The sequence below is a fragment of the Halalkalicoccus tibetensis genome, assembly GCF_037996645.1.
GTDB classification, from domain to species: Archaea; Halobacteriota; Halobacteria; order Halobacteriales; family Halalkalicoccaceae; genus Halalkalicoccus; species Halalkalicoccus tibetensis.
On sequence record NZ_JBBMXV010000003.1, the window covers coordinates 91528 to 114827 of the forward strand.

Sequence of the window (23300 nt, forward strand, 5' to 3'; positions counted from 1 at the left end):
CAACCGAAGATTGAATGTGGTTGACGGAGAGTTCGGGACGTGATCCCACGATGAGCACGGGGACGGAGTCGGTCGAGCTGGTCGAGGACGCGACGGTACGGAACGTGGCACGGGCGGCGTTGTTCGCCGCGCTGACCGGCGCCTTCGCCTACGTCTCGTTTCCCTACCCGCTCTCGCCCGCGCCGGTGACCCTGCAGGTGCTTGGGGTGTTCCTCGCGGGCCTCCTCTTGGGGCCGGTCTGGGGCGGGGCGGCGATGGTGCTGTATCTCACTGCGGGGGCGGTCGGCGCGCCCGTGTTCGCGGGCGGCGAAGCAGGAATAGGATCGTTGGTCGGGCCGAACGCGGGCTACCTCTGGTCGTATCCGCTCGCGGCCGGCGCGGTCGGCGCGCTCGCCCACGGACGGAGCGTGGGCCCGCTCGGTTCGATCGGCGTCCCGCGGCTGGTGGCGGCGATGGCCGCCGGCGTCGTCGCCATCTACGGCCTCGGGGTCGTCGGCATGGCCCTCGTGTTGGACCTCTCGCTTTCGAACGCGGTGGTGGTGGGGGCGCTGGTCTTCCTGCCCGCGGAGGCGCTGAAGATGGCCGCCGCGATCGGGATCGTCCGCAGCGACCGGCTGAGCGCCGCATGATCGAGACCCGGGGGCTGGTGCATCGCTACGGCGACGGCATGCCGGCACTCGACGGCGTCTCGCTGACCGTCGCCGACGGCGAGTTCCTCGTGCTCGCGGGGCCCAACGGCTCGGGCAAGAGCACGCTGATCCGCCACTGGAACGGGCTTCTGGAGCCCGACGCGGGCGAGGTGCTGGTCGACGGCCGTAAGGTACGGGAGGACCTCGTGGCCGCCCGCACGAAGATGGGGATGGTGTTCCAGAACCCGCGCGACGGCTTCGTCGCCGCGACCGTCGGCGCGGACGTCGCCTTCGGCCCCGAGAACCTCGGGCTCGCTCGCGAGGAGATCGACCGCCGGGTCGGAGAGGCGCTTTCGGCGGTGAGCCTGGGGGGACGACGCGAGGAGCGGATCGAGACGCTCTCAGGGGGTGAGCAGGAGCGCCTCGCGATCGCGGGCGCGCTCGCGATGGAGCCCGATCACTTGGTGCTCGACGAGCCCTTCACCGGCCTCGACGAGCCCGCACGGCGGGCGGTGCTCGACCGGCTCGAATCGCTCTCGCGGGCGGGGACGGGCGTGATCGTCGTCACCCACGACCTGCGTGACGTCTTCCCGCTCGCCGACCGACTGGTCGTGCTCTCGGACGGCCGGGTGGTCCGGGACGGTGCTCCGGAAACGGTCGACCTGTCGGGGCTGGGCGTCCGGGCGCCATGCTGAGCTACTCCTCGGGGGACTCGCTCGCCCATCGCCTCGACCCGCGGACGAAGCTCGCCGTCCAGATCGGGTTCGTCGTCGCGGCGTTCGCTCACACCACGCCACGGGGGCTCGCTCTGCTGACCGTACTGGCGCTCGCGATCCTCGCGGGCGCGCGTCTCTCCCCGCTCTCGGCGCTGTACGCCTACCGATTCGCGCTGCCGTTTCTCGCGGTCGGCCCGCTGATCGAGGGGGTCACGCTCTCGGGGTTTGATCCCGTCACCGCGCGGGAGACGGCGCTCGCGAGCTATCGCGTTCTGCTCATTCTGCTCGTCTCCGCAGTCTACGTCCGCTCGACGCCGGTGAGGGAGTCGCGGGCGGCGATCCAGTGGACGATCCCCGGGAAACCGGGCGCCTTCCTCGGGATGGGGGCCGCCTTCGTCTTCCGGCTGTTCCCTCTTCTGGTCACGGACCTGAAACGGGCCCGGGAGGCGATGGCCATCCGGCTGGCGAGCGAGCGTCCGGTCCACGAACGCATGGCGCTGCTGGCGGTGACGGGCGTGGATCGGGCACTCTCGCGGGCGGACGACTTCTCGCTGGCGCTTCGCGCGCGGTGTTTCGTGTGGAACCCGACGCTGCCGCGGCTCGCGTTCGCCCGGCTCGATACGCCGGCGCTCGGGTTCGCGGCCGCGCTGGTCGTCTGGGCGCTCGTCTAAGTGCTTCGGACGATGACGACCGTCCCGTCGGTGATCTCCTCGATGTCGCCGGCGTGGATCTCCTGCTGGCGCTCCTTCTCCATCTCCGTGTCGGTGAAGTTGACGTAGAACTGCTCGCCCTCGATGTCGGTCACGGTGCCGACGTGCTGGCCGTCCTGAGTCTCGACGTCCTTGCCGATCAGGTCGTCGGTGAGTTCGGCTGCCATGCCCGGCGGTTCACCGACGGAGTGGATAGCTCTGGTGCGTGCGATGGCCGGTCAGTCGTCGGCCGGTGACTCGGGCGTGCCGAGGGGCTCGGTCTCGGGGTTCGCGCCGACCGAGCGCACCCGCACGCTCGCCATCTTGTAGTCGGGGATCCGGCTGATGGGATCGAGCTCCTCCTGGGTCAGCTTGTTGACCGCGCCCTTCGCGAAGTGCATCGGGATGAACACCTTCCCCGGGGCGGTGCGGTCGGTGACCTTCGCCTTGACGACGATCGAGCCGCGCTTGGACTCGACCTCGACGTACTCGCCGTCGGCGACGCCGATCGTGCCCGCTGTCTCGGGGTGGATCTCGGCGTAGCTCTCGCCGACGTGGCTCATCAGCCCCTCGTCGCGCCGGGTGAGCTGGCCGGTGTGCCAGTGATACAACACCCGCCCCGAAGTCAGCGCGATCGGGAACTCCTCGTTGGGCAGCTCCGTGGGATCGCCCAGATCGGCGGGGACGAACCGGGCCTTGCCGTCCTCGAAGTTGAACCCCTCGGTGTAGAGGTTCGCGGTCCCGGGGTGGTCCTCGTCGGGGCAGGGCCACTGCAGGCCCTCGCCGCGCTCCTCGAGGCGTTCGTGGGTGATCCCGCCGTAGATCGGCACCAGCTCGTTGATCTCGTCCATGATCCCGGTGGGGTTCTCGTAGCCCCAGTCGAAGCCCAGCCGTTCGGCGAGCTTCTGGACGATCTCCCAGTCGGCGTGGGCCTTCCCCGGCGGGTCGGCGACCGGCCGGACCATCTGGACGCGGCGTTCGGTGTTCGTGACGGTGCCGTACTTCTCGGTGATCGCCGCCGCCGGCAGCACGACGTCGGCGTACTCGGCGGTCTCGGTCATGAAGATGTCCTGGACCGCGAGGAACTCGAGCTCCTCCAGGCTCTCGCGGGCGTTCGTGAGGTCGGGCTCGGAGATCGCGGGGTTCTCCCCGACGACGTACATCCCGCGGAGGTTGCCCTCGTCGACCTCGTCGAACATCTCGGTCACGCGAAGGCCCGGCTCGTCCGGCGGGCGCACGCCCCACTCCTCCTCGAACCGCTCGAGGACGCCCTCGTCGGAGAGTTCCTGGTAGCCCGGCAGGTTGTCCGGGATCGGCCCCATGTCGCCGCCCCCGCCCTGGACGTTGTTCTGGCCGCGGAACGGCGAGAGCCCGGCGTTCGGCTTGCCCAGGTGGCCCGTCACGAGTGCCAGATCGGCGAGCGCCAGCACCGTCTGGGTGCCGTAGGTGTGCTGGGAGATGCCCATCGCCCAGCCGAACACGCAGGTGTCGGCCTCAGCGATCGTCTCGGCGGCGTTCGCGAGCTCCTCGGGCGAGACGTTCGTCAGCTCCTCGACCTTCTCGGGGGTGAACTCCTGAACTTTCTCCTCGACGGCCGCGAAGTTCCGGGTGCGCTCCTCGATGAACTCGTCGTCCTGGAGGTCGTTCTCGACGATGTGGCGGATCATCCCGTTGATCCACGCGATGTCATGGCCGCCCTCGGTGCGGGTGTACTGGTCGGCGTGTTCCGCGAGGTCGATCTTCCGGGGGTCGAAGACGAACAGGTCCGCCCCGTCGCGGGCGTTCTGTTTGATCCGTGTCGCGAGCACGGGGTGGCTCTCGGTGGTGTTCGCGCCCGTGATCAGGTAGCAGTCGGTGTTGCCGATGTCCTCGATCCGGTTGGTCATCGCGCCGTATCCCACCGTCTGTTTCAGCGCCGCGACCGTCGAGGAGTGACACAGCCGCGTACAGTTGTCGATGTTCTTCGTTCCCAGCACCTGGCGGGCGAACTTCTGGATCGCGAAGTTCTCCTCGTTGGTCGTCTTCGAGGAGGAGAGCACCGAGACGGTGTCGGGGCCGTACTGGTCCTGAATGTCGGAGAGCCCCTCGGCGACCCGATCGAGCGCCTCCCCCCAGGTCGCCTCGCGGAACTCGCCGTCCTCCTTGACGAGCGGCTGGTCGAGACGCTCGTCGCTGTTGACGTAGTCGTAGCCGAACTTCCCCTTCACACACGTCGAGAAGTCGTTGGCGGGCGTCGCCTCGGGATCGGCCGGCCGGGCGGCCAGCACCTCGTCGTCCTTGCCGTAGAGGTCGAACCGACAGCCCACGGCGCAGTAGCCACAGGTGGTCTCGGCCTTGTCCATCCGCGAGAGGCGGGCCTTGCCGACGTTCTTCCCGATGTCGAACAGCGCGCCCTCGGGCATCGAGTTCCCGGCCGTGTACTCGGCGGCGTGCTCGACGTCCGCCATCGCCTCGTCGACGACCTCGCGGGCGCGATTCCCGGCGGCCTCGCGGGCGGCGGTGGCCTCGCGCTTCGCGCGGGCCATCATCCGCGCGACGCCCGATCTCCCCTCGACGCCCTCGTTGTCGCGTTGACGGCCCCTGAGTTGGCGGTTGGGGGCGTCGGAGGTCTCGATGGTGTCGACGGGGTCGCGCTCGATCACCGTGCCGATGGAGTTCTTCTGGGTGAACCCCGGCAGCGGCAGCGTCGTCTGATCGACCAGCCCCTTCTCGGTGAGCGCGCCGGTCGGACAGACCGTCGCGCAGTGCCCACAGGAGACACACGTCGAGTCGTCCATCGTCTCGGCCTCGCTCTGGAAGCCGATCCGGGTGTCGGGGCCCGACCCCTCCATGCGGAGGACGCCCTCGACCTGCACGTCGTTGCAGGCCTCGACGCAGCGATTACAGAGGATGCACTTGTTCCGGTCGATCTGGATGAACGAGGAGGTGTCGTCGATGGGCTCGTAGGCCTCGCGCTCGTCGAACACACCATAACGAGGTTCCTCGACGTCGTTCTCGATCGAGGCGTCCTGCAGTTCACAGCGGCCGTTCTGCGAGCAGGTCGTACACCGGAGGTTGTGGTCCGACAGCAGCAGGTCGAGGTTCACGTCGCGGGCCTCGGTCGCGTCGCCGGTGTCCGTGCGGACCTCCATGCCGTCCTCGACGGGCTGGCTACAGGAGGGGACGAGCCCCTCGCTGTCGGTCTCGACCATGCAGGTGCGACACTCGCTTCGCGGGCCGATCTCGTAGCGTCCGTGATCGCCCTCGTCGCCTTCGTCACCGCGCTCGTAGTAACAGACCGCTGGGACGTTCCCCTCGGTCTCGACGGCCTCGACCGCGTCGAGCAGGGTCGCGCCCGACTGGACGGCGACGGACTCGCCGTCGACGGTGAGCCGGACCATCCCCCCCCCGTAGTCGAGGTTCGGGTCGTTGGCGGTGCCGGTCCTGAACTGTTCCGTCAGCGGCGTGCTCGGCTGCGGGTCCTCGATCTCGGGGACGCGTGGTGTGGGGTGTGTGCTCATGATTCGACCGTGGATTCGGGTCGTCTGGCGGTCCGTTCGTCGATCTCGCACTCGCCGCTCGGGCAGTGGTCGCGGGCGTGGGCGGCGAACTCGGTCTCGAAGGCGTCCATCGCCGAGGTGACCGGCCGGGAGGCCGACTGCCCGAAGTAACAGATGCTCGAGCGGCGCATCACCCGCGAGAGCTCGCGGATCGCGCCGCTGTCGAAGTCGCCGTCGTAGATGTCCCGGAGGAGCTCGACGAGCTGTTTCGAGCCGTTCCGGCAGGGGACACAGCGCCCGCAGTTGCCCTCGCGCGCGAACCGCGCGCGCTTGCCAGCGAGCGCGACGGCGCACCGCGACCCGTCGAACAGCTCGACGACGCCGTTGGTCCCGAGGTTCGAGGAGCGAAGCGCCGGCGCGCTCATGGGGGTCTCGAGCGATCGGGTGAACCCGCCGAACCGGCCGCCGACGCACGCCAGCTTGAACTCGTCGCGCGAGACGGCCCCGAGCGCATCGGAGAGCAGCGTCCCGGTCGGGAGCTCGACGGTCGCGTGCTCGTCGCCGTCCGCGACGGTCACGACCCGGGTCCCGGGGTCGGCGTCCTCGGGGTCGAACCGGTCGGGTTCGAGCAGTGCCGTTCGGAGCTGGGCGAGGGTTCGGGGGGTGTGGATCGCCGTCGGCCGCCCGAACAGCCCGTGTTCCTCGGGGCCGGGCGGGCTCCGACGCGCCTCGATGCGGTCGCTGCCCTCGAGCGACTCGAGCGCCATCGTCCGCTCGCCGGCCTTGTACTCGTCGGGGCCCGCGGCGACCTGGATCTCGACGTCCGTTCCGTCGGCGAGCGCGCCGGCAGCCGTCTCGCAGCGCTCGGTCGCGAGGTCGTCGGTCTCGTTGGCGTAGACGACGACGTCCTCAGCGCCGACGGCCGCGGCGGCCGCCAGCGCGCCGTCGAGGACGGCCACCGGCGCGCCCTCCAGCAGCAGGCGGTCGGCGTCGGCGCTCGGGTCGGCCTCGTTTCCGTTGACGACGACCACCGGGTCGCCGTCGGCCTCGCGGACCGTCTCCCAGACGGGCGCGAGCGGCCGGTCGTGGCTCCCGTCGCCCCGGCCCCGGCCCAGCAGCCCGAGCGCCTCGCAGTCCTCGCGGAGCCCCGCGGGGTCCTCGCGGGCGTCCTCGGAGACCAGCCCGCCGTAGTCCTCGGGGAAGGCGGGGGCGAGCCAACCACAGGGCGCGAGCGCGCCGCGGCGACCGACCGAGAGCGGCCCCGTCTCGGGGACCGGCAGTCGACGGGTGTCGGGGTCGTGCTCGACGACGTGACGCGCGTCGTCGGTCGGGAGCTCGCCGCCCTCCGTTCGCTCGACCAGCTCGCGGGCCTCAGTCGGCGAGCAGTCGACGTGATACGTGGTCCGGCCCCCGTCGGTCACGAGGAGCACCGGCGCGAGCGCCGTATGGCCGAGCGATCCCACCTCGACGACCGGGAGCTCCGCCGCGGCCTCGCGCGCGGAATCCAGAACGTCGGCGTGGCGACCGTCCGCGGCGCTGCAGACGCGCACGACCGACGAGTTACCCATCGCTCCCCTGTCCAACGTCATGCACTGGCAGTCGTGACAGAGATGAAAAAAGGGACCGGACTGCAGGAGCAACCCGCGATCAGAACGGCGGCGCGATCCGGCGCTGGTTGGCCGGTCGGACGGCGGCCGCGAGGGCGGCGAGGGCCATGACGGCGACGAAACCGGCGATGCGGACGAGTCGCTGCATGGGCCGACGTCCGTCCTCGCGCTCCATAGCCGTTCTGGATGCTCTCGCGTGCCGCCCGGGGGGTCAGTGGTAAGACTTATGCGCCAGCTACTCCGGTGAACGATCATGCAGGTCCTCCAGGCGGGTGGGGAGGTCACCCGCGAGACGTTCTGGCAGATCGGCCCGCTGGGCCGGGGGATGTTCTACTTCCTCTCGGTCGTCGCCGTGCTCGTCTTCGTCTACGGGGTCTACGAGCGCTTCGCCCGCTACACGGAGGGCGAGGCCGACCCCCGCGACAGGCTCGACGACCTCGGCTCGCGGGTCGTCACGGCGGCGCGGATCGCCGGATCCAACGGGAAACAGTTCGACCGCGACCTCTACGGCGGGCTGATGCACGCCTTCGTCATGTGGGGGTTTCTCGTGTTGCTGATCGGGACGACGATCCTCTTCATCGACATCGACTTCTACAACGTCCTCACGGGCGAGTCGTTCTGGCAGGGCGACTTCTATCTCGCCTACCAGCTCGTGCTCGACGCCTTCGGTCTGCTGTTCGTCGTCGGGCTCGGGATGGCGATCTACAGGAGATACGTCGTGCGCAACGAGCGGCTGTTCGGCCCCCACTCGAGCCTGGAGGACGACGCCTTCGTCTGGACGCTCTTCCTGCTGGGCGTGGGCGGCTTCCTCGTCCAGGGCGTCTCGATGGTCGGCCAGGAGATCCGCGCCGCCGAAACCGTGAGCTTCGTCGGCGTCTTCACCGCCGGCCTGCTCGAAGCGGGGGGGCTCACCCCCGAGGGCGCGGCGGCGATCTACCCGTGGGTCTGGTGGCACCACTCGATCCTCGCACTCGTCTTCGTCGCCTGGATCCCCTACGCCAAGCCGTTCCACATGCTCTCCTCGTTCGCGAACGTCGTCACGCGCGACGAGAAGGCGGGCAGGGTCCTGCCGAACGTTCCCGCCGACTTGGACGCGACAAACGCGGAGGACATCGACGACTTCAGCTGGAAGGAGCTGCTCGACCAGGACGCCTGCACCAAATGCGGCCGGTGTTCCGCCGTGTGCCCCGCCAAAGCCGCGAACAGGCCGCTCGACCCGCGCGACGTGATCCTCGATCTCAAGAGCTACCGCGAGGAGGTCGACGCCGGCGGGGAGACGAAGCCCATCGTCGCGGACGGAGGTGGTAGCGTCATCGACAGCGAGACGATGGAGTCCTGTATGGCCTGCATGGCCTGTATGGACGCCTGTCCCGTCGAGATCGAGCACCTCAACTCCTTCACCAGGATGAACCGCCAGCTCACCGATCAGGGCGACGTCGATTCCAACGTTCAGGGGGTCTTTCAGGACGTGATGCGGAAGGGCAACACGTTCGGCGAGCCCCAGCGAAAACGCGCCGACTGGGCCGATGAGCTCGAGTTCGACCTGGCCGATGCGCGCGAGGAGGAAGTCGAGTACCTCTGGTACGTCGGGGACTACCCGAGCTTCGACGACCGGAACAAGCGAGTGGCGCGCTCGCTCGCGAAACTGTTCGAGCAGGCGGGCGTCTCCTTTGGCATCCTCTTCGACGACGAGCGGACGGACGGCAACGACGTCCGCCGGATCGGCGAGGAGTTCCTCTACCTCGAACTGGCGGGCCACCACGTCGAGACCTTCGAGGAGTGTGCGTTCGAGCGGATCGTCTGCACCGACCCGCACTCGTACAACACGATGAAGAACGAGTATCCCGAGGTCGACTTCGCGGAGTTCGCCGACGACCCGATGATGCCCTTCGAGTACGACGGGCGCTGGAACGCCGAGGGGGAGATCGAGGTGCTCCACTGGACGCAAGCCGTCGAGGAGCTGGTTCGGGAGAACCGTCTGGGACTGTCAGGGGATGAACTCGATTATACCGTTACGTACCACGACCCCTGTCATCTGGGGCGATACAACGACGAGTACGAAGCCCCCCGCGACCTCGTCCGGGCGACGGGCTGCGAGCTGTACGAGATGCCGCGCAACCGCGCGGACTCGTTCTGTTGTGGCGGGGGCGGGGGCGGCCTCTGGATGGAGTTCGACGAGGAGCCAAAACCCAGCGAGGAACGACTGCGGGAGGCCCTGCAGGACACCGACGCCGGCTCGGGGGTCGAGAAGTTCGTCGTCGCCTGCCCGATCTGCACCACGATGTACGAGGACGGCAGAAAAACGGGCGGCTACGAGGACGACCTCGAGATCGTCGACGTCGCGGAGCTGCTGGTCGAGGCCGTCGACTCGAAGGGAAGGGCGGACTAAGCCTCCTCGACGTATCCCACGGCGGCCTCGGGCGAGGCGACGGCCTCGACGCCCGCGACGTCGTGGCTCGCGATCCCGGCGACGGGCCGCCCGAAATCCAGCGCATGGGCGATCTCCGAGAGCGTTCCATACTTCCCGTCGATGGCGATCACCCCCTCGCCGTTGAGCGCGACCAGTACGTTACGGGCGTTGCCGATCCCGGTGGCGATCGGCACGTCGACGTAGTCGTTCGCCTCGTTCGGATCGGTGCTCGGCAGGATCCCGATGGTCTCCCCGCCCGCCTCCTTCGCGCCGCGGCAGGCCGCCTCCATCACGCCCGTCCGGCCGCCACAGACCAGCGTGTGGCCGCGCTCGCCGAGCAGTTCCCCGACCCGGTAGGCGACCTCGGTGTCCTCGTCGCCGACCGTCCCGCCGCCGATGACGCTGACGCGCATGCCGGACGTTCGTGCGCGTGACTACATACTCGACACGCCTTTGGACCGTCCGGCCCGAGGACCGGTATGGACATCACGAAGCGCCCGCGCCGACTGCGGAGCGACGGCGTGCGCCCGCTGGTCAGCGAGACCGCCCTTTCCCCCTCGGACCTGATCGCGCCCGTCTTCGTCGACGCGACCGCCGACGAGCGCGTGCCGATCGAGTCGATGCCCGGCCATGAGCGCGTGCCCGTCGAGGGGATCGCAGAGCGGGTGCGGGAAGTACGGGAAACCGGCGTCGAGGCCGTCATGCTGTTCGGGATCCCCGAGGAGAAGGACGAGCGGGGGACCCGCGCGTGGGCCGACAACGGCGTCGTCCAGCGTGCGCTGCGGCGGATCTCCGAGGAGACCGACGCCTACGTCATCACCGACCTCTGTTTCTGCGAGTACACCTCCCACGGCCACTGCGGGATCCTCACGAGCGAAGCGAGGGAGGGCTGGGAAGAACTCCGCTCTTCCGACGGTATCGAGGAGGGAGCAGAGGAGGACCCCCACATGACCGTCGACAACGACGCGACGCTCGAACTCATCGAGCGCACCGCCCTCTCGCAGGCCGAGGCCGGCGCGGACATGATCGCGCCCAGCGGGATGATGGACGGGATGGTCGCGACCATTCGGGACACGCTGGATCGCGAGGGGTTCACCGAGGTGCCGATCATGAGCTACGCCGTGAAGTACGAGTCGGCCTTCTACGGACCGTTCCGGGACGCAGCCGACGGCGCACCCAGCTTCGGGGATCGTCGACACTACCAGATGGACCCCGCCAACCGACGGGAAGCGATCCGGGAGGCCCGCCTCGACGCCGAGCAGGGCGCCGACGCCCTGATGGTCAAGCCCGCGCTGCCCTATCTCGATATCGTCCGGGACGTCCGGGAGACGACCGACCTGCCGGTCGCCGCCTACAACGTCTCCGGGGAGTACGCGATGCTCCACGCCGCCGCGGGGAAGGGCTGGCTCGACCTCGAGGCGGTGGCCGCCGAGTCGCTGCTCTCGATCAAGCGCGCGGGTGCGGACCTGATCCTGACGTATTTCGCCGAAAGTGTTGCTGAGACACTTTCGGCTGACCATCGGACGTAGTCCGATGACTTCGCGGAAAGCATCACGGGCGAGCTTTCCGCGGACAGCCGGATGCAATCCGGCGACTTCGCCGAGGAGGTCGCGAGCGAGCTCCCCGGCTGATCGGGCCGACAGCGTCCGTTTCGCGGGCGCGTCCGGGGTATCGCGCCGTCGGGGCGCCCGCCGAGCGCCGGCCGACGTCCGGTCGGTTTCCCGGCAACGATTGTCGCGGAACCGGACGAAGAACGACCTTATATAGCTATTATCCCATTGTGTATCGTACGTTTGTATACTATATGCGTTGAAAATATAGTATCACGAAGGCAACATCTATATACTACGGATTCCATCCCTTGAACCGTGATTCGGAGTACATCCATACTCGAAATCGGTTTGAACAGTAACGATCGTCCATTCGTCGGGGGTGATCGGTCGTGATCGATCCGGTGATGCTGCAGGTCGAGACGGCCGACCTGGAGGCGCTCGCGACGGGGATGAACCTGATGTGGGCGCTGACGGTCACCTTCCTGATCTTCTTCATGCACGCCGGCTTCGCGATGCTCGAGGCGGGGCAGGTCCGCTCGAAGAACGTCGCGAACCAGCTCACGAAGAACATGCTGACCTGGGCGGTCGGCATCGGCGTCTTCTTCGTGGTCGGGATGGGGATCTCGAACAACGTCGGTTCCCTGCTGGGCGGGGGCGAATCGAGCCCCCTGACCATGTTCGGCGAGGGCTCGTTTGACTGGGCGATGTGGCTCTTCAGCGCGGTGTTCGCGATGACCGCCGCCACGATCGTCTCCGGTGCGGTGGCGGGTCGCGCGAAGCTCCGCGCGTACGTCACCTACACGTTCGTGCTCGCGGCAGTGATCTACCCGGTCGTCGCCGGCATGGTCTGGTACGCCCCCGGCGGCGAGCCGATCCTCGCGGCGTTCGGCTTCGCCGACTTCGCGGGCGGGATGGTCGTCCACGGCGTCGGCGGCGTCGCCGGCCTCACGGCGGCCTGGATCATCGGCGCGCGCATGGACCGGTACAACGAGGACGGCTCGGTGAACATCATCCCCGGCCACTCGCTGACCTTTGCAGTTCTCGGGACGCTGATCCTCTGTTTCGGCTGGTTCGGGTTCAACGTCGGGACGGCCGCGACGGTGGTCGACCCGGCGACGCTCGAGCTCGCCGACTTCGACTACGTCGGCAGCGTCGCGATGGTCACCGCGCTGGGCATGGGGCTGGGCGCGATCGGCGCGTCGGTCGCCTCGCTCGGCATGAACGGCAAGGTCGACACGCTCTACGTCGCGAACGGCATGCTCGCCGGCCTCGTCGGCGTGACCGGCCCGACGGATCTCATCACGCCGATGGGCGCGATCGCGATCGGCTTCATCGCCAGCGCGCAGCTCCCGCTGGTCTTCCGGTTCGTCGAACAGACGCTCAAGATCGACGACGTCTGTGCGGTCTTCCCGGTCCACGGCAGCGCCGGGATGCTCGGGCTGATCCTCTACCCGCTGTGGTCGATCGAGGGCACCGCCATCGGCGGTGGCGTCATCGCGGGCGGGATCCTCTCGATCGAGGCGGGCGCGTTCGTCCCGCAGATCGTCGGCGTTGCCGTCATCACCGTCTGGACCGTCGTCGCCACCGGCGCGGTCTGGGGCGCGTTCAAGGCGGTCGGCCAGGCGCGGGTCACCCCCGAACACGAGCGTGACGGGCTCGACCTCGCCGAACACGGCGTCGACACCTACCCCGAGTTCGGCAAGCCCGACGTCGCGGCCGCGACCGACGGCGGCCACGAGGTCGTTCGGACAGACGGCGGTGAGCGTTCCGAAGGACAGCGAGATACGTCAGAACCTCGTTCTGATGGTAGTGAGCGTTCCGAAGGATCGCGATCCTCGTCGGAGCTTCGGTCCGACGGCGGTGAGGCGATCGACGGCGAGATCAAGATGGTCAGCGCCATCATCCGGCCCGATCGGCTGGGTGAGGTCAAACGCGAGCTCGCGGCCGCCGGCGCCCCCTCGCTGACGGTGACGAACGTCTCGGGTCGGGGCTCGCAGCCCGCGAAGAAGGGCCAGTGGCGTGGCGAGGAGTACACCGTCGACCTCCACCAGAAGGTGAAGGTCGAGTGCGTCGTCGCCGACGCACCCCTCGAGGACGTGATCGGCGCGATCCGCGAGGGCGCGAACACCGGCGAGCCCGGCGACGGCAAGATCTTCGTGACCCCCGTCGAGGACGCGCTGCAGGTCCGCACCGGCAAGCGCGGCCCCGACGCGGTCTGAGACCCGGCCGAGGGAATCACCGTCCCTCGCGGTCGCACCAATCGCTGTTTTCCCGCTTTTTCACGCCCCGCGAGCCCGTGGTTCGGGCGGGGACGGGTTCGTCGATGGATTGATCGGCCGGGCCCGGAGTACAACGGTATGGGAAGCGACGAGGTGCGCGGGGCGGTCGAGACGCGGCTCGCCGTCGGCGACCTGTCGGTGACCGCCCGCGACGTCGAGCTGCTCCGCGCGATCGCCGAGCACGGCTCGATCCACGCCGCGGCGAGCGCGCTCGAGCGCTCCTACGCCCACGCCCAGCGCCGGGTGGTCGAGCTCGAGGAGGCCGCGGGCCCGCTGGTCGAGCGGACCCGTGGCGGCTCGGGCGGCGGCGGGAGCACGCTCACCGAGAACGCCCGGGAGCTGCTGGCGCGCTTCGAGCGCCTCCGGACCGCCGCGGACGGCCTGACGGCGGTCGTCGAGAACGTCCTTCCCGGGCGGGTCGTCGAGCGTGACGGCGAGCTCGGGGTCGTCGACTGCCCGCCGGGGCGGGTGCGCGCGCTCGTTCCGGCAGAGGGCGAGGCGGTCGAGGCGACGATCCGCTCGGACGCGATCACGCTGAGCCCGCCCGATGGAGCGCCCGCCCCGGGGGAGACCAGCGCGCGAAACCGGTTTCCCGCGACCGTCGAGGCCGTCGAGCGTGGCGAGGCGGTCGCGCGCGTCCGGCTCGCCGTGGACGGGACGCCGCTGGTCGCGCTGGTGACGCGGACGAGCGTCGAGCGCCTGGGGCTCGAGCCCGGCCGGGAGGTGGTCGCCTCGTTCAAGGCGACGGCGACGCGGGCGACGCCGACACACCCCGATTAAGTAGCCCGACGCGCAAGCAGGGATATGACGCTTGAGAACTCGCGGGAGCTCTACGACCGGGCACTGTCGGTGCTTCCCGGGGGGGTGAACTCCTCGGTGCGCGCGGCGATCCAGCCGTATCCCTTCTTCGTCGAGCGCGGCGACGGCGGCCACGTGATCGACGCCGACGGCAACCGCTACATCGACTGGGTGATGGGGCTCGGCCCTCTCCTTCTGGGCCACGACCTTCCCCAGTCGGTCGAGTCAGCAGTGCAAAAGCAGGCCAGCGCCGGCCCGATGTACGGCGCGCCCACCGAGATCGAGGTCGAGCTCGCGGAGTTCGTCGCGCGCCACGTCCCGAGCGTCGAGTCGGTCCGGTTCGTCAACTCGGGGACGGAGGCGACCGTTTCCGCCGTGCGCCTCGCGCGTGGCTACACGGGCCGCGAGAAGATCGTCGTCATGCAGGGCGGCTATCACGGCGCCCAGGAGTCGACGCTGGTCGAGGGCGACGCCGACAGCCCGGCGCCGAGCACGAAGGGGGTTCCCCAGTCCTTTGCCGAGCACACCATCCCGGTGCCGTTCAACGACACCGAGGCCGTCGAACGGGTCTTCGAGGAGCGCGGCGAGGAGATCGCGGGCGTGCTCGTCGAGCCGATCCTCGCGAACAAGGGGATCGTCTCCCCGGTCGACGGCTACCACGAGACCCTCAGGAAGCTCACCCGCGAGCACGGCTCGCTTCTGATCTTCGACGAGGTCATCACCGGCTTCCGGGTGGGCGGGCTCGCCTGCGCCCAGGGGAAGTTCGGCATCACTCCGGACGTGACGACGTTCGGCAAGATCGTCGGCGGGGGCTTTCCCGTCGGCGCGATCGGCGGGCGTTCGGAGGTCATCGAGTCGTTCACCCCCTCGGGCGACGTCTTCCAGGCGGGCACCTTCTCGGGCCACCCCGTGACGATGGCCGCCGGATTGGAGACGCTGAAGTACGCCGCCGAGAACGACGTCTACGACCACGTGAACGGGCTGGGCGAGCGGATGCGATCGGGGCTGACGGACATCTGTGCGGACCAGGCCCCCGAGTACACGGTCGTGGGGACCGACAGCCTGTTCAAGGTGATCTTCACGCGCGAGGCACCCGTCGAGGGCGGGAGCCACTGCGGGTCGGGCTGCGAGCAGCGCACCGACTGCTCGCGCTACACCCACTGTCCGAAGACCGGCGCGGACGTCGCGAGCGCGGAGGTCGATCGCTGGAACCGGCTGCTGTGGCCCGCGATGCGCGAGCAGGGGGTCTTCCTCAGCCAGAACCAGTTCGAGTCCCAGTTCGTGAGCGACGCCCATACCGAGGAGGACGTCGAGGAGACCCTCGAGGCGTACAAGCACGCCCTGTAGATGGCCGGCGGGCCGTGGTACCGGCTGCTCGAGAGCCTGCTGTTCGCGCTCCCCCCGGTGATCGGGGTCGGGATCGTCGGCGTTCTTCAGGGCCACCCCGACCCGTTGGTCGGGCGGGTGCTGGTCGCCGTCGCGAGCGTCGGGAGCGTCCTGATCCGGGTCGGCGTTCCGCTTTCGATCCTGTTCGACGGCCGCGAGCTCCGCCGCCGCGGGGAATGGTCGCCGAACGCTCCCCTCTACGCGCTGGGGGCGCTCCTGGTCTCGGCACCCGCGGTCGGGCTACTCTACCTCTACCGGCGTCACGACCGGGTGGCCGTCTCGCCCGGCTGGAACGGCTGGTGGGTCGTCGTCGCCGCCTCGCTTGGCGGGGCGCTCTCGGGAATCCCGATCGCCCTGCTCGCGTACGTCCTCGCGCTGCCCGCGCCCGTCGTCGCCATCCCGGCCGTGCTGGGAAGCCTCGCGCTGGCGGCGTTCCCGGTGGGGATCTACCGGGACGCGGTCTACCTGCGCAACTCCGATTCGAGCTGGCGGCCGAACCCGGCGCTCTACCTGGCGCTCGCGTTCGTGAGCCTGCTTGTTGCGCTCCTCCAGCCCCCGGTGGCGGCCTACTACCTCTACCGACGCGAGACGGACCTGCCGACGGCCCGAGGAGGTGGATAAACGGGCTGCCCATGCAAGCATCGTCAGGAAGCCGAACCCGGGAGTATCTACGTGTTGCAATGGCACATAGCTTCACCGAGGACGACGAGGGCAAGACCGTCGTCAACGACCAGGGCGATGAGGTCGGTATCATCGCGGACGTCGAGCACGGAACGGCCTACGTCGACCCCGATCCCGGGGTAACCGACAAGATCAAGTCGAAACTCGGGTGGGACGACCGGGGCGAGGACACCTACCCGCTGCAGGAGGAGTCCGTCGACTCGGTCACCGACGACGAGATCCGGCTCGGGTCGGCGACCACGACCGGCTCCGGCGTCGATGCCGGGACCGGCGGCTCCGACACCACGACCGGATCCGGTGCCAACACGCCGACGGGCGACGCCGGCACGGCCGGCGCCGGCACCACCGGCGGGACGACCGGTGCCGCCGGCAACGCCGACAGCGGCGTCACCGACGACGATGACGGCCTCATCGGCGACGACGACGATACCGTCGGGAGCGACGACGGACTCACCGACGACGACGACGGAATCATCGGTGACGACGACGACACCATCGGTAGCGACGACGATGGGTTCACCGACGATGACGACACCATCGGCGACGATGACGACGGACTGCTGGACGACGACGATGACACCATCGGCGACGACGACGATGGGATCATCGGCGACGACGACGATACGATCGGCGATGACGACGACGGACTGCTGGACGATGACGATGATACGATCGGTGACGACGACGATGGTCTGCTGGACGACGATGACGACGACACGCGTCGGTAGGCCGTTCGCAGTTCCTACAATTCTTCGGGCGCACCCGTGGTGAGTGCCGACTCGATCAGGTTCCGGTGGCCCCGGCGCAGCCGCTCGGAGAGCGCCTGGTGTGAGATGCCGAGGGCTGCGGCGAACTCGCCGAGCGTGATCTCCCGCGGGACGCTGTAGTAGCCCCGCTCGACGCCCCCCACGAGCGTGTCGTGTTGCTCCTCCGTGAGGCCGTAGCGGCTGTGGCGCTCCCCGGCGAGGTCGTAGACGCTCGCTACCTCGAACTCGAAGCCCGCCTCCCGACAGCGGCCATAGGTCGCCGAGAGCGACGCCCGATCGGAGAAGAGCACCCGGAGGCGCCACCGCCCATCGCTGCCGGTCGCCGAGAGGACCGTCGAGTCGCCGTCGAGGATCGTTCGGATCGGATCGATCGAGTCCACCCAGTCCATCCGATAGAGCCGTTCGTCGTCGAGCTCGGAGAGGCACTCGACCCCGTCGACGGTCGGGTCGTCGGACAGCGCCGCCTCCAGGGTCTCGAACTCGTCGGTCCGGGCCCACACGAACGGGATCAGGCGCTCCTCGCGGTGGGCCGCGACGCGTTCGATCTCGAACTCGACGTCGGGGACGCCCACGAGGGCGTCCCGCAGCGCGAACTCCGCGGCCGGCATCGTGAGCTCCGCGATCGTTCCCATGCAACGACCAAAAGGGCCGACAGGATAAGGATGCGCACCCGTCGCATGGTTGTCACGTCGACCGACGATACCGACAACAGGCAGTATATGTGCCTCGGGGGCCGACGTGGCGGTATGACCACGCGATCGAACCCGATCCGGCTGGCGACGCGCGGATCGGACCTCGCGCTCGCCCAGGCCGAGTCGGTCAAGCGGGCGCTCTCGGGACGCCGGCGGGAGGTCGAGCTCGTCGAGGTCGAGACGACCGGCGACCGGATCCGCGACGAGCTCATCCACCGGCTGGGCAAGACCGGCGCGTTCGTCCGCAGCCTCGACGAGAAGGTACTAGAGGGGGAGGTCGACGGCGCGATCCACTCGATGAAGGACATGCCCACCGAGGACGCCGAGCTGGTCGTCGCCGCGATCCCCCAGCGCGGCCCGCCCGGCGACCGCCTCGTGACCCCCGACGGGGCCACGCTAGAGGGGCTCCCCGAGGGCGCCGTCGTCGGCACGGGGAGCCTCCGTCGGAAGGCCCAGCTGCTGGCGGAGCGGCCCGACCTGACCGTCGAGCCGCTGCGGGGCAACGTCGACACCCGCGTCGAGAAACTGCTCTCGAAGCCGCTCAACGAGGAGTACGACCGCCGGGTGGCCGCCGACGAGGAACGAAAGGCAAGCACCGACGACGAGTTCGAGCCGGAGTTCGACCAACGGCCCGAGGAGTGGGTCGAGGAGCTCTCGGAACGCGAGCGGGCGGCCTTCGAGCGAAGCGAGTCCTTCGACGCGATCGTGCTCGCGGGTGCCGGCCTCGAGCGCTCGGGGCTGGATCGGGAGGTCCCCACGAGGGAGCTGCCCACGGAGTCGTTCGTCCCCGCGGCGGGCCAGGGCGCGATCGCGGTCGCGATGGCCGACGGCGAGCTCGCCCGCGAGGTCAACGACGCGATCGACCACCCCCGGAGCCGCGTCGAGACGACCGTCGAGCGCTCGATTCTGGCGGCGCTGGGTGGCGGCTGCGTCGCGCCGATCGGGATCCACGCCGTGATCCAGGGCGAGTACGTCCGCACGCGGGTGCAGGTGCTCGCCCGCGAGGGCGATCCGACCATCTCGGTGACCCGCGACCTGCCCGTCGAGCGCCACGCCGAGGCCGCCCGCGAGCTCGCCGAGGAGCTCGCCGACCGGGGCGCGCGCGAGCTGATCGACGAGGCCAAACGCGAGGCGAGCGAGGAGGAGGTCGACACCGAGCGCACGGACGAAGAGGAGGGCGGCGACGAGGGCGGAAAATGACGGGCACGGTCCATCTGGTGGGAAGCGGGCCCGGCGATCCGGAACTGCTGACGGTGAAGGCCAAGCGGCTGATCGAGGAGGGCGACGTCGTGCTCCACGACAAGCTGCCCGGCCCGGAGATCATCGACTCGATTCCGGAGGAGAGACGCGAGGACGTCGGCAAGCGCGCGGGCGGCGAGCGAACCAGCCAGGCGGAGATCAACGACCGGCTCGTCGAGCTCGCCCGCGAGGGCAAGCAGGTGGTGCGGCTGAAGGGCGGCGACCCGTTCGTCTTCGGCCGCGGCGGCGAGGAGATGGAGTACCTCCGCGAGCGGGGCATCGAGGTCGAGGTCGTCCCCGGGATCAGCTCCGCGATCGCCGCGCCGGCGGTCTTCGGGATCCCGGCGACCCACCGCGAGCACGCGTCGAGCGTCTCCTTCGTCACCGGCCACGAGGACCCCACCAAGGAGGACTCGGCGATCGACTGGGGGGCGCTCGCGGCGACCGGCGGAACCATCGTCGTCCTGATGGGCGTCGGGAAGCTGCCCGACTACACCCGGGCACTGCGCGAGGCCGGGATGGACCCCGAGACGCCCGTCGCGCTGATCGAACGGGGCACCTGGCCCGAGGGGCGGGCGGTCGCTGGCACCCTCGAGACCATCGTCTCCGTGCGCGACGAGGAAGGGATCGAGCCGCCCGCGGTGACGGTGATCGGCGGGGTCGCGGGGCTCTACGCGGGTTCGGAGGGCAACGGAAGCGAAGACCCATTAGCAGGCGCTGAGGGGGAACCATGACCCAGGAGACCCGAGTCGCGGTCTTCCGACCGGACGACGAACGGCTCTCGGAGGCCGTCGAGCTGCTCGAATCGCTCGGCGCGGACCCGGTAGCCGACCCGATGCTCGCGGTCGAGCCCACCGGCGCCGGGCCGCGCGAGGACGCCGACTACACTGTCCTCACGAGCAAGACCGGGGTCGAGCTCGCCCGAGCGGAGGGGTGGGAGCCCTCGGGAACGACCTGCGCGATCGGCAATCGAACGGCGAGAGCGCTGCGGGAGGCCGGCTACGAGGTGGACCTCGTTCCTGAAGAGTTCTCCTCGACCGGGCTGGTTCGCGCCCTCGAAGGGGAGGTAGGAGGTGCGCGCGTCGAGGTCGCTCGCTCCGATCACGGCAGCCCGGTTCTCACCGACGGACTGAACGACGCCGGCGCGTACGTCCACGAGACGGTTCTCTACGAGCTGGTTCGCCCGCCCGAATCGGGCGTCTCGGCCGAGCGGGCCGCCGCCGGCGAGCTCGAGGGGGCGCTGTTCACCTCCTCGCTGACGGTCGAGCACTTCCTCGCGGCCGCCGCGGAGCGGGGCCTGCGCGAGGAGGCGGTCGCGGGCCTTTCATCGGGAATCGTCGGCGCGATCGGCGAGCCGACCCGTGTGACCGCCGAGCGCGAAGGGATCGCTGTCGACGTCGTCCCCGACGCGGCGAGCTTCGACGAGCTGGCCTGCGACGTCGTCGAGCGGGCGGCGCCGAGCCACCACGAGTGAGGCCGATCAGGGCCGGGTGAAGCGGATCTCCCGTGCGCCCGCGTCGATCGTCATGGGTGCGCCCAGCGGCAGGGGAAGGTCCGGCGCGGCGTGGCCGAAGTCCAGATCGAAGACGACCGGCAGGTCGGGCTCGTACTCGCCGACGGTCCCCGCGATGACCCGGCGCTGGCGGCTGCGGTACTTCTCGCGTTCGTTGAGCGTCGAGCCGGGAGTCTCGGGCTTGCCGACGACCAGCGCCTCGCAGGCCTCGAGGATGCCCCGTTCGCCCAGCGCCATGACGAAGCGCTCGACCATCGCGGCCTCGGGGGTCTCCCCGGAGGTCTCGACCGCGAGGACCCGCCCCTCGCAGGCCTCGCGGTCGAAGTAGGGCGTGTCGGTCAGCAGTTGGGACTCGAGCATCGCGAGACAGCCGCCGGTGACGGGCGCGGTGAGGACCTCCTCGCCGGCGTTGTGCCAGCGCCAGCCGTCATTCTCGAACCAGGTCCGGGGGGAGTTCGCCTCGAGGTCGTAGTACTCGTCGGTCCATTCCTCGGCCGGTGCGATCGGGCCGAACGGCGTCTCGAAGAGCGCGCGCTCGACCTGCTCGCGGGTGTAAGGATGCATTCGCGGGTCGGCGACGAGCGCGGGGAACAGCTGGGCGCCGTAGAAGGAGACGATCCCCAGCCCGTTGAGGAACAGATGCAGGTGAGTGTTGTCGCTCGCGCCGTAGAACCGCGTCGGGCTGTCCCGGAGGCGCTCGGGCTCGAGATGGGGGAGCATCTGGAGCTCGCGGTTGCCGCCCATCGCGGCGACGACCCCTCGAACGTCCTCGCGCTCGAAGGCGCGGTGGACGTCCTCGGCGCGTGCCTCGGGGTTGGCCCGGAGCCACTCGGTGGTTCGGGTGGCGGTATCGAACACCTCGACCTCGAGGTCGAACGAGCGGAGGCGCTCGACGCCCCGCGAGAGCGCGCCGTTCGGAGGGGCATGCGAAGGGGCGACGACGGCGACGGTGTCGCCGCGGGAGATCGGCGGCGGGTAGGCGGCGTCCATACCGGCCCCACGCGGATGGGACGCTTTTCGGTTTCGCTATGTAGCGAGCTCCCGGCCCTTGGTTCCCAGCACGAAGAGGCCGACGACCAGGAGGAAAGCGCCGATGAGGGCGCTGCCGGTGAAGTAGAGCGACGCGCCGAGCGCCGTCAGCCCGAGCGCGAACGCGACCTGAAAGCGTGGGTCGAGCAGGCTCGTGACGAAGAGGCCGACCGCCAGCGTGAGCGTGACGTAGACGCCGATCAGGCTCGGCAGCGCGGCGACGGGGCCGACCCGTCGACTCGTGAGATACGTCGAGACGAGCGCCACCGCGAGCAGTCCGATCACGAGCAGCTTCAGCAAGGTTCCGACGCTCGAATCGGAGGCCATATCCCGGCTACGGCGGAACGGAACTAAACCTCCCCGTTTCGCTCCGGAACTTTATACCCGGTGACGGGCCAATCGGTGGTAATGACCGGACCGGTCCCCGAACTCGACGCGCGCGCGGACGCCTGTGCGGAGCGGATCGCCGGGTCCGAGGCGGTGCTGCTCGCCTCCCACATCGACGCCGACGGGCTGACCAGCGCCGGGATCGCGGCGAGCGCGCTCGAACGCGCGGGGATCCCATGCGAGGCGACGTTCGCCAAGCAGCTCGACGGCGAGGAGCTCGAACGGATCGCCGCGACCGACTTCGAGACGGTGCTCTTCACGGACTTCGGCAGCGGCCAGCTCGACCTGATCGCGGACCACGAGGAGCGGGGCGCGTTCACGCCCGTGATCTGCGACCACCACCAACCCGCGGAGGCGGAGACGCAGTTCCACTGCAACCCCCTTCTGGAGGGGCTGAACGGGGCGAGCGAGCTCTCCGGGGCGGGGACGACGTACCTCCTCGCGCGCGCGTTGGGTGGCGAAGGGAACACGGACCTCGCGGCGCTGGCGGTCGTCGGCGCGGTCGGGGACATGCAGTCGAGCGACGGCGAGCTCGTCGGCGCGAACCGGGCGATCGTCGAGGAGGGCGTCGAGGCCGGCGTGCTGGAGGCCGGAACGGACCTCGCGCTCTACGGCACCCAGACCCGCCCGCTGCCCAAGCTCCTGGAGTACACGAGCGACGTCGGCATCCCCGGGATCTCCGACGACGCCAACGGGACGCTGCGCTTTCTGAACGACCTGGAGCTCGAGCTGCGCGAGGACGGCGAGTGGCGCTGCTGGGCCGACCTCATGGATGAGGAAAAGCGGACGGTCGTGAACGCGCTGGTCCGGAGAGCGGTCGCCAGCGGCGTCCCCAGCGAGCGGATCGACGGGCTGGTCGGGACGACCTACACGCTCGCGCGCGAGGAGCCGGGCACCGAGCTCCGGGACGCGAGCGAGTTCTCGACCCTGTTGAACGCTACGGCGCGCTACGAGCGCGCGGACGTCGGGCTCGCGGTCTGTCTGGGTGATCGCGAAGGCGCCCTCGATGCGGCACGCGACCTGCTGGGGAACCACCGGCGTAACCTCTCGGAGGGGCTGCGGTTGGTGAAGGAGGCCGGCGTCACCGGCGAGGAGAACCTCCAGTGGTTCGACGTCGGCGATCGGATCCCCGAGACGATCGTCGGCATCGTCGCGGGCATGGCGCTGGGCTCCGAGGGGGTCAGCCCGGAGAAGCCGATCGTCGCCTTCGCGGAGAAGGACGACGAGCACGCGAAGGTCTCGGCCCGCGGGACGCACGTCCTCGTTCGCCGGGGGCTCGACCTCTCGGCGGTACTGGGGACCGCCGCACATGCCGTCGACGGCGACGGCGGCGGCCACGACGTCGCGGCCGGCGCGACGGTGCCCAAAGCGGGCAAGGAGGAGTTCATCGCCCACGCCGACCGGCTCGTCGCCGAGCAGCTGGGGTGAAAACGAAGTCGGTTGGGG

21 protein-coding genes are annotated in these 23300 nt (G+C 69.7%); 14 read left to right on the forward strand and 7 right to left on the reverse strand.

Annotated elements, in window-relative coordinates:
- The first annotated feature begins 50 nt into the window (after window positions 1-50).
- The 3 genes from WOA58_RS08920 to WOA58_RS08930 are packed head-to-tail and all read left to right on the forward strand — an operon-like array spanning window position 51 to window position 2016.
- Window positions 51-629: a biotin transporter BioY gene (locus tag WOA58_RS08920; protein WP_340603842.1), complete on the forward strand. Its 579-nt coding sequence runs from the start codon at window positions 51-53 to the stop codon at window positions 627-629.
- Window positions 626-1324, forward strand: coding sequence for an energy-coupling factor ABC transporter ATP-binding protein (locus tag WOA58_RS08925; RefSeq protein ID WP_340603843.1), 699 nt, complete (start codon window positions 626-628; stop codon window positions 1322-1324). The genes WOA58_RS08920 and WOA58_RS08925 overlap by 4 nt, the downstream gene beginning before the upstream one ends.
- Entirely contained in the window at window positions 1318-2016 is a 699-nt protein-coding gene (locus WOA58_RS08930) for an energy-coupling factor transporter transmembrane component T family protein (protein ID WP_340603844.1), read from the forward strand. The genes WOA58_RS08925 and WOA58_RS08930 overlap by 7 nt, the downstream gene beginning before the upstream one ends.
- Here the strand turns inward: WOA58_RS08930 and WOA58_RS08935 are convergent.
- The 3 genes from WOA58_RS08935 to WOA58_RS08945 are packed head-to-tail and all read right to left on the reverse strand — an operon-like array spanning window position 2013 to window position 7102.
- Complete coding sequence (locus WOA58_RS08935) at window positions 2013-2222, reverse strand: DUF2171 domain-containing protein (RefSeq protein ID WP_340603845.1); 210 nt, start codon at window positions 2220-2222, stop codon at window positions 2013-2015. The genes WOA58_RS08930 and WOA58_RS08935 overlap by 4 nt on opposite strands.
- Before the next feature lie 51 nt (window positions 2223-2273).
- The gene (fdhF, locus tag WOA58_RS08940; RefSeq protein ID WP_340603846.1) at window positions 2274-5534 is read right to left on the reverse strand and encodes a formate dehydrogenase subunit alpha; all 3261 of its coding nucleotides are present in this window, start codon (window positions 5532-5534) and stop codon (window positions 2274-2276) included.
- Window positions 5531-7102: an NADH-ubiquinone oxidoreductase-F iron-sulfur binding region domain-containing protein gene (locus WOA58_RS08945; protein ID WP_340603847.1), complete on the reverse strand. Its 1572-nt coding sequence runs from the start codon at window positions 7100-7102 to the stop codon at window positions 5531-5533. The genes fdhF and WOA58_RS08945 overlap by 4 nt, the downstream gene beginning before the upstream one ends.
- Window positions 7103-7373: 271 nt before the next feature.
- Between WOA58_RS08945 and WOA58_RS08950 the strand changes: the two genes are divergently transcribed.
- On the forward strand, window positions 7374-9509 hold the full coding sequence (locus WOA58_RS08950) for a heterodisulfide reductase-related iron-sulfur binding cluster (RefSeq protein ID WP_340603848.1): 2136 nt from the start codon (window positions 7374-7376) through the stop codon (window positions 9507-9509).
- Here WOA58_RS08950 and WOA58_RS08955 read toward each other — a convergent pair.
- A complete protein-coding gene (locus WOA58_RS08955; protein WP_340603849.1) occupies window positions 9506-9943 on the reverse strand; it encodes a TIGR00725 family protein in 438 nt (145 codons plus the stop codon). The two genes, WOA58_RS08950 and WOA58_RS08955, sit on opposite strands and share 4 nt — an antisense overlap.
- A 66-nt stretch (window positions 9944-10009) precedes the next feature.
- On the opposite strand from WOA58_RS08955, the gene hemB reads away from it, so the two are divergent.
- From hemB to WOA58_RS08985, 6 genes are all read left to right on the forward strand, one after another.
- Window positions 10010-11059, forward strand: a complete 1050-nt coding sequence (gene hemB, locus WOA58_RS08960; RefSeq protein ID WP_340603850.1) for a porphobilinogen synthase — start codon at window positions 10010-10012, stop codon at window positions 11057-11059.
- A 413-nt stretch (window positions 11060-11472) separates the two neighbouring features.
- Window positions 11473-13302 carry an ammonium transporter gene (locus WOA58_RS08965; protein ID WP_390220784.1) on the forward strand — a complete coding sequence of 610 codons (1830 nt, stop codon included), beginning with the start codon at window positions 11473-11475 and terminating at the stop codon, window positions 13300-13302.
- A 138-nt stretch (window positions 13303-13440) separates the two neighbouring features.
- The gene (locus WOA58_RS08970) at window positions 13441-14142 is read left to right on the forward strand and encodes a TOBE domain-containing protein (RefSeq protein ID WP_340603851.1); all 702 of its coding nucleotides are present in this window, start codon (window positions 13441-13443) and stop codon (window positions 14140-14142) included.
- A 24-nt stretch (window positions 14143-14166) separates the two neighbouring features.
- Window positions 14167-15507, forward strand: a complete 1341-nt coding sequence (gene hemL, locus WOA58_RS08975) for a glutamate-1-semialdehyde 2,1-aminomutase (RefSeq protein ID WP_340603852.1) — start codon at window positions 14167-14169, stop codon at window positions 15505-15507.
- Window positions 15508-16167: a hypothetical protein gene (locus WOA58_RS08980; RefSeq protein ID WP_340603853.1), complete on the forward strand. Its 660-nt coding sequence runs from the start codon at window positions 15508-15510 to the stop codon at window positions 16165-16167.
- A 59-nt stretch (window positions 16168-16226) separates the two neighbouring features.
- The gene (locus WOA58_RS08985) at window positions 16227-16955 is read left to right on the forward strand and encodes a hypothetical protein (protein ID WP_340603854.1); all 729 of its coding nucleotides are present in this window, start codon (window positions 16227-16229) and stop codon (window positions 16953-16955) included.
- Between the two features lie 14 nt (window positions 16956-16969).
- Here the strand turns inward: WOA58_RS08985 and WOA58_RS08990 are convergent, their stop codons facing one another.
- A complete protein-coding gene (locus WOA58_RS08990; RefSeq protein WP_340603855.1) occupies window positions 16970-17626 on the reverse strand; it encodes a helix-turn-helix domain-containing protein in 657 nt (218 codons plus the stop codon).
- A gap of 114 nt (window positions 17627-17740) precedes the next feature.
- On the opposite strand from WOA58_RS08990, the gene hemC reads away from it, so the two are divergent.
- From hemC to WOA58_RS09005, 3 genes are read left to right on the forward strand one after another with little or no spacing between them, the layout of a single operon-like run.
- Window positions 17741-18886: a hydroxymethylbilane synthase gene (hemC, locus tag WOA58_RS08995; protein WP_340603856.1), complete on the forward strand. Its 1146-nt coding sequence runs from the start codon at window positions 17741-17743 to the stop codon at window positions 18884-18886.
- Window positions 18883-19659, forward strand: coding sequence for a uroporphyrinogen-III C-methyltransferase (cobA, locus tag WOA58_RS09000; RefSeq protein ID WP_340603857.1), 777 nt, complete (start codon window positions 18883-18885; stop codon window positions 19657-19659). The genes hemC and cobA overlap by 4 nt, the downstream gene beginning before the upstream one ends.
- Window positions 19656-20399, forward strand: a complete 744-nt coding sequence (locus tag WOA58_RS09005; protein ID WP_340603858.1) for a uroporphyrinogen-III synthase — start codon at window positions 19656-19658, stop codon at window positions 20397-20399. The genes cobA and WOA58_RS09005 overlap by 4 nt, the downstream gene beginning before the upstream one ends.
- A 6-nt stretch (window positions 20400-20405) precedes the next feature.
- On the opposite strand, the gene WOA58_RS09010 is transcribed toward WOA58_RS09005, so the two are convergent.
- Together WOA58_RS09010 and WOA58_RS09015 are read right to left on the reverse strand one after the other, a co-directional pair.
- The gene (locus WOA58_RS09010; RefSeq protein ID WP_340603859.1) at window positions 20406-21428 is read right to left on the reverse strand and encodes a S66 peptidase family protein; all 1023 of its coding nucleotides are present in this window, start codon (window positions 21426-21428) and stop codon (window positions 20406-20408) included.
- A 36-nt stretch (window positions 21429-21464) separates the two neighbouring features.
- Complete coding sequence (locus WOA58_RS09015; RefSeq protein WP_340603860.1) at window positions 21465-21794, reverse strand: hypothetical protein; 330 nt, start codon at window positions 21792-21794, stop codon at window positions 21465-21467.
- 81 nt (window positions 21795-21875) lie between these two features.
- Between WOA58_RS09015 and WOA58_RS09020 the strand changes: the two genes are divergently transcribed.
- Entirely contained in the window at window positions 21876-23282 is a 1407-nt protein-coding gene (locus WOA58_RS09020) for a DHH family phosphoesterase (protein ID WP_340603861.1), read from the forward strand.
- Window positions 23283-23300: the final 18 nt, after the last annotated feature.

Excerpts from the sequence above, each read along its gene's own strand:
- cobA (WP_340603857.1), top strand. The coding sequence starts at position 18,883 with ATGACGGGCACGGTCCATCTGGTGGGAAGCGGGCCCGGCGATCCGGAA.
- WOA58_RS08985 (WP_340603854.1), top strand. The coding sequence starts at position 16,227 with ATGGCACATAGCTTCACCGAGGACGACGAGGGCAAGACCGTCGTCAAC.
- WOA58_RS08935 (WP_340603845.1), bottom strand. The coding sequence starts at position 2,222 with ATGGCAGCCGAACTCACCGACGACCTGATCGGCAAGGACGTCGAGACT.
- WOA58_RS09010 (WP_340603859.1), bottom strand. The coding sequence starts at position 21,428 with ATGGACGCCGCCTACCCGCCGCCGATCTCCCGCGGCGACACCGTCGCC.
- hemC (WP_340603856.1), top strand. The coding sequence starts at position 17,741 with ATGACCACGCGATCGAACCCGATCCGGCTGGCGACGCGCGGATCGGAC.
- WOA58_RS08980 (WP_340603853.1), top strand. The coding sequence starts at position 15,508 with ATGGCCGGCGGGCCGTGGTACCGGCTGCTCGAGAGCCTGCTGTTCGCG.
- WOA58_RS08925 (WP_340603843.1), top strand. The coding sequence starts at position 626 with ATGATCGAGACCCGGGGGCTGGTGCATCGCTACGGCGACGGCATGCCG.
- WOA58_RS08920 (WP_340603842.1), top strand. The coding sequence starts at position 51 with ATGAGCACGGGGACGGAGTCGGTCGAGCTGGTCGAGGACGCGACGGTA.
- WOA58_RS08950 (WP_340603848.1), top strand. The coding sequence starts at position 7,374 with ATGCAGGTCCTCCAGGCGGGTGGGGAGGTCACCCGCGAGACGTTCTGG.
- WOA58_RS08955 (WP_340603849.1), bottom strand. The coding sequence starts at position 9,943 with ATGCGCGTCAGCGTCATCGGCGGCGGGACGGTCGGCGACGAGGACACC.
- WOA58_RS09020 (WP_340603861.1), top strand. The coding sequence starts at position 21,876 with ATGACCGGACCGGTCCCCGAACTCGACGCGCGCGCGGACGCCTGTGCG.
- hemL (WP_340603852.1), top strand. The coding sequence starts at position 14,167 with ATGACGCTTGAGAACTCGCGGGAGCTCTACGACCGGGCACTGTCGGTG.
- WOA58_RS08970 (WP_340603851.1), top strand. The coding sequence starts at position 13,441 with ATGGGAAGCGACGAGGTGCGCGGGGCGGTCGAGACGCGGCTCGCCGTC.
- WOA58_RS09005 (WP_340603858.1), top strand. The coding sequence starts at position 19,656 with ATGACCCAGGAGACCCGAGTCGCGGTCTTCCGACCGGACGACGAACGG.
- WOA58_RS08990 (WP_340603855.1), bottom strand. The coding sequence starts at position 17,626 with ATGGGAACGATCGCGGAGCTCACGATGCCGGCCGCGGAGTTCGCGCTG.
- fdhF (WP_340603846.1), bottom strand. The coding sequence starts at position 5,534 with ATGAGCACACACCCCACACCACGCGTCCCCGAGATCGAGGACCCGCAG.
- WOA58_RS08945 (WP_340603847.1), bottom strand. The coding sequence starts at position 7,102 with ATGACGTTGGACAGGGGAGCGATGGGTAACTCGTCGGTCGTGCGCGTC.
- WOA58_RS09015 (WP_340603860.1), bottom strand. The coding sequence starts at position 21,794 with ATGGCCTCCGATTCGAGCGTCGGAACCTTGCTGAAGCTGCTCGTGATC.
- WOA58_RS08930 (WP_340603844.1), top strand. The coding sequence starts at position 1,318 with ATGCTGAGCTACTCCTCGGGGGACTCGCTCGCCCATCGCCTCGACCCG.
- hemB (WP_340603850.1), top strand. The coding sequence starts at position 10,010 with ATGGACATCACGAAGCGCCCGCGCCGACTGCGGAGCGACGGCGTGCGC.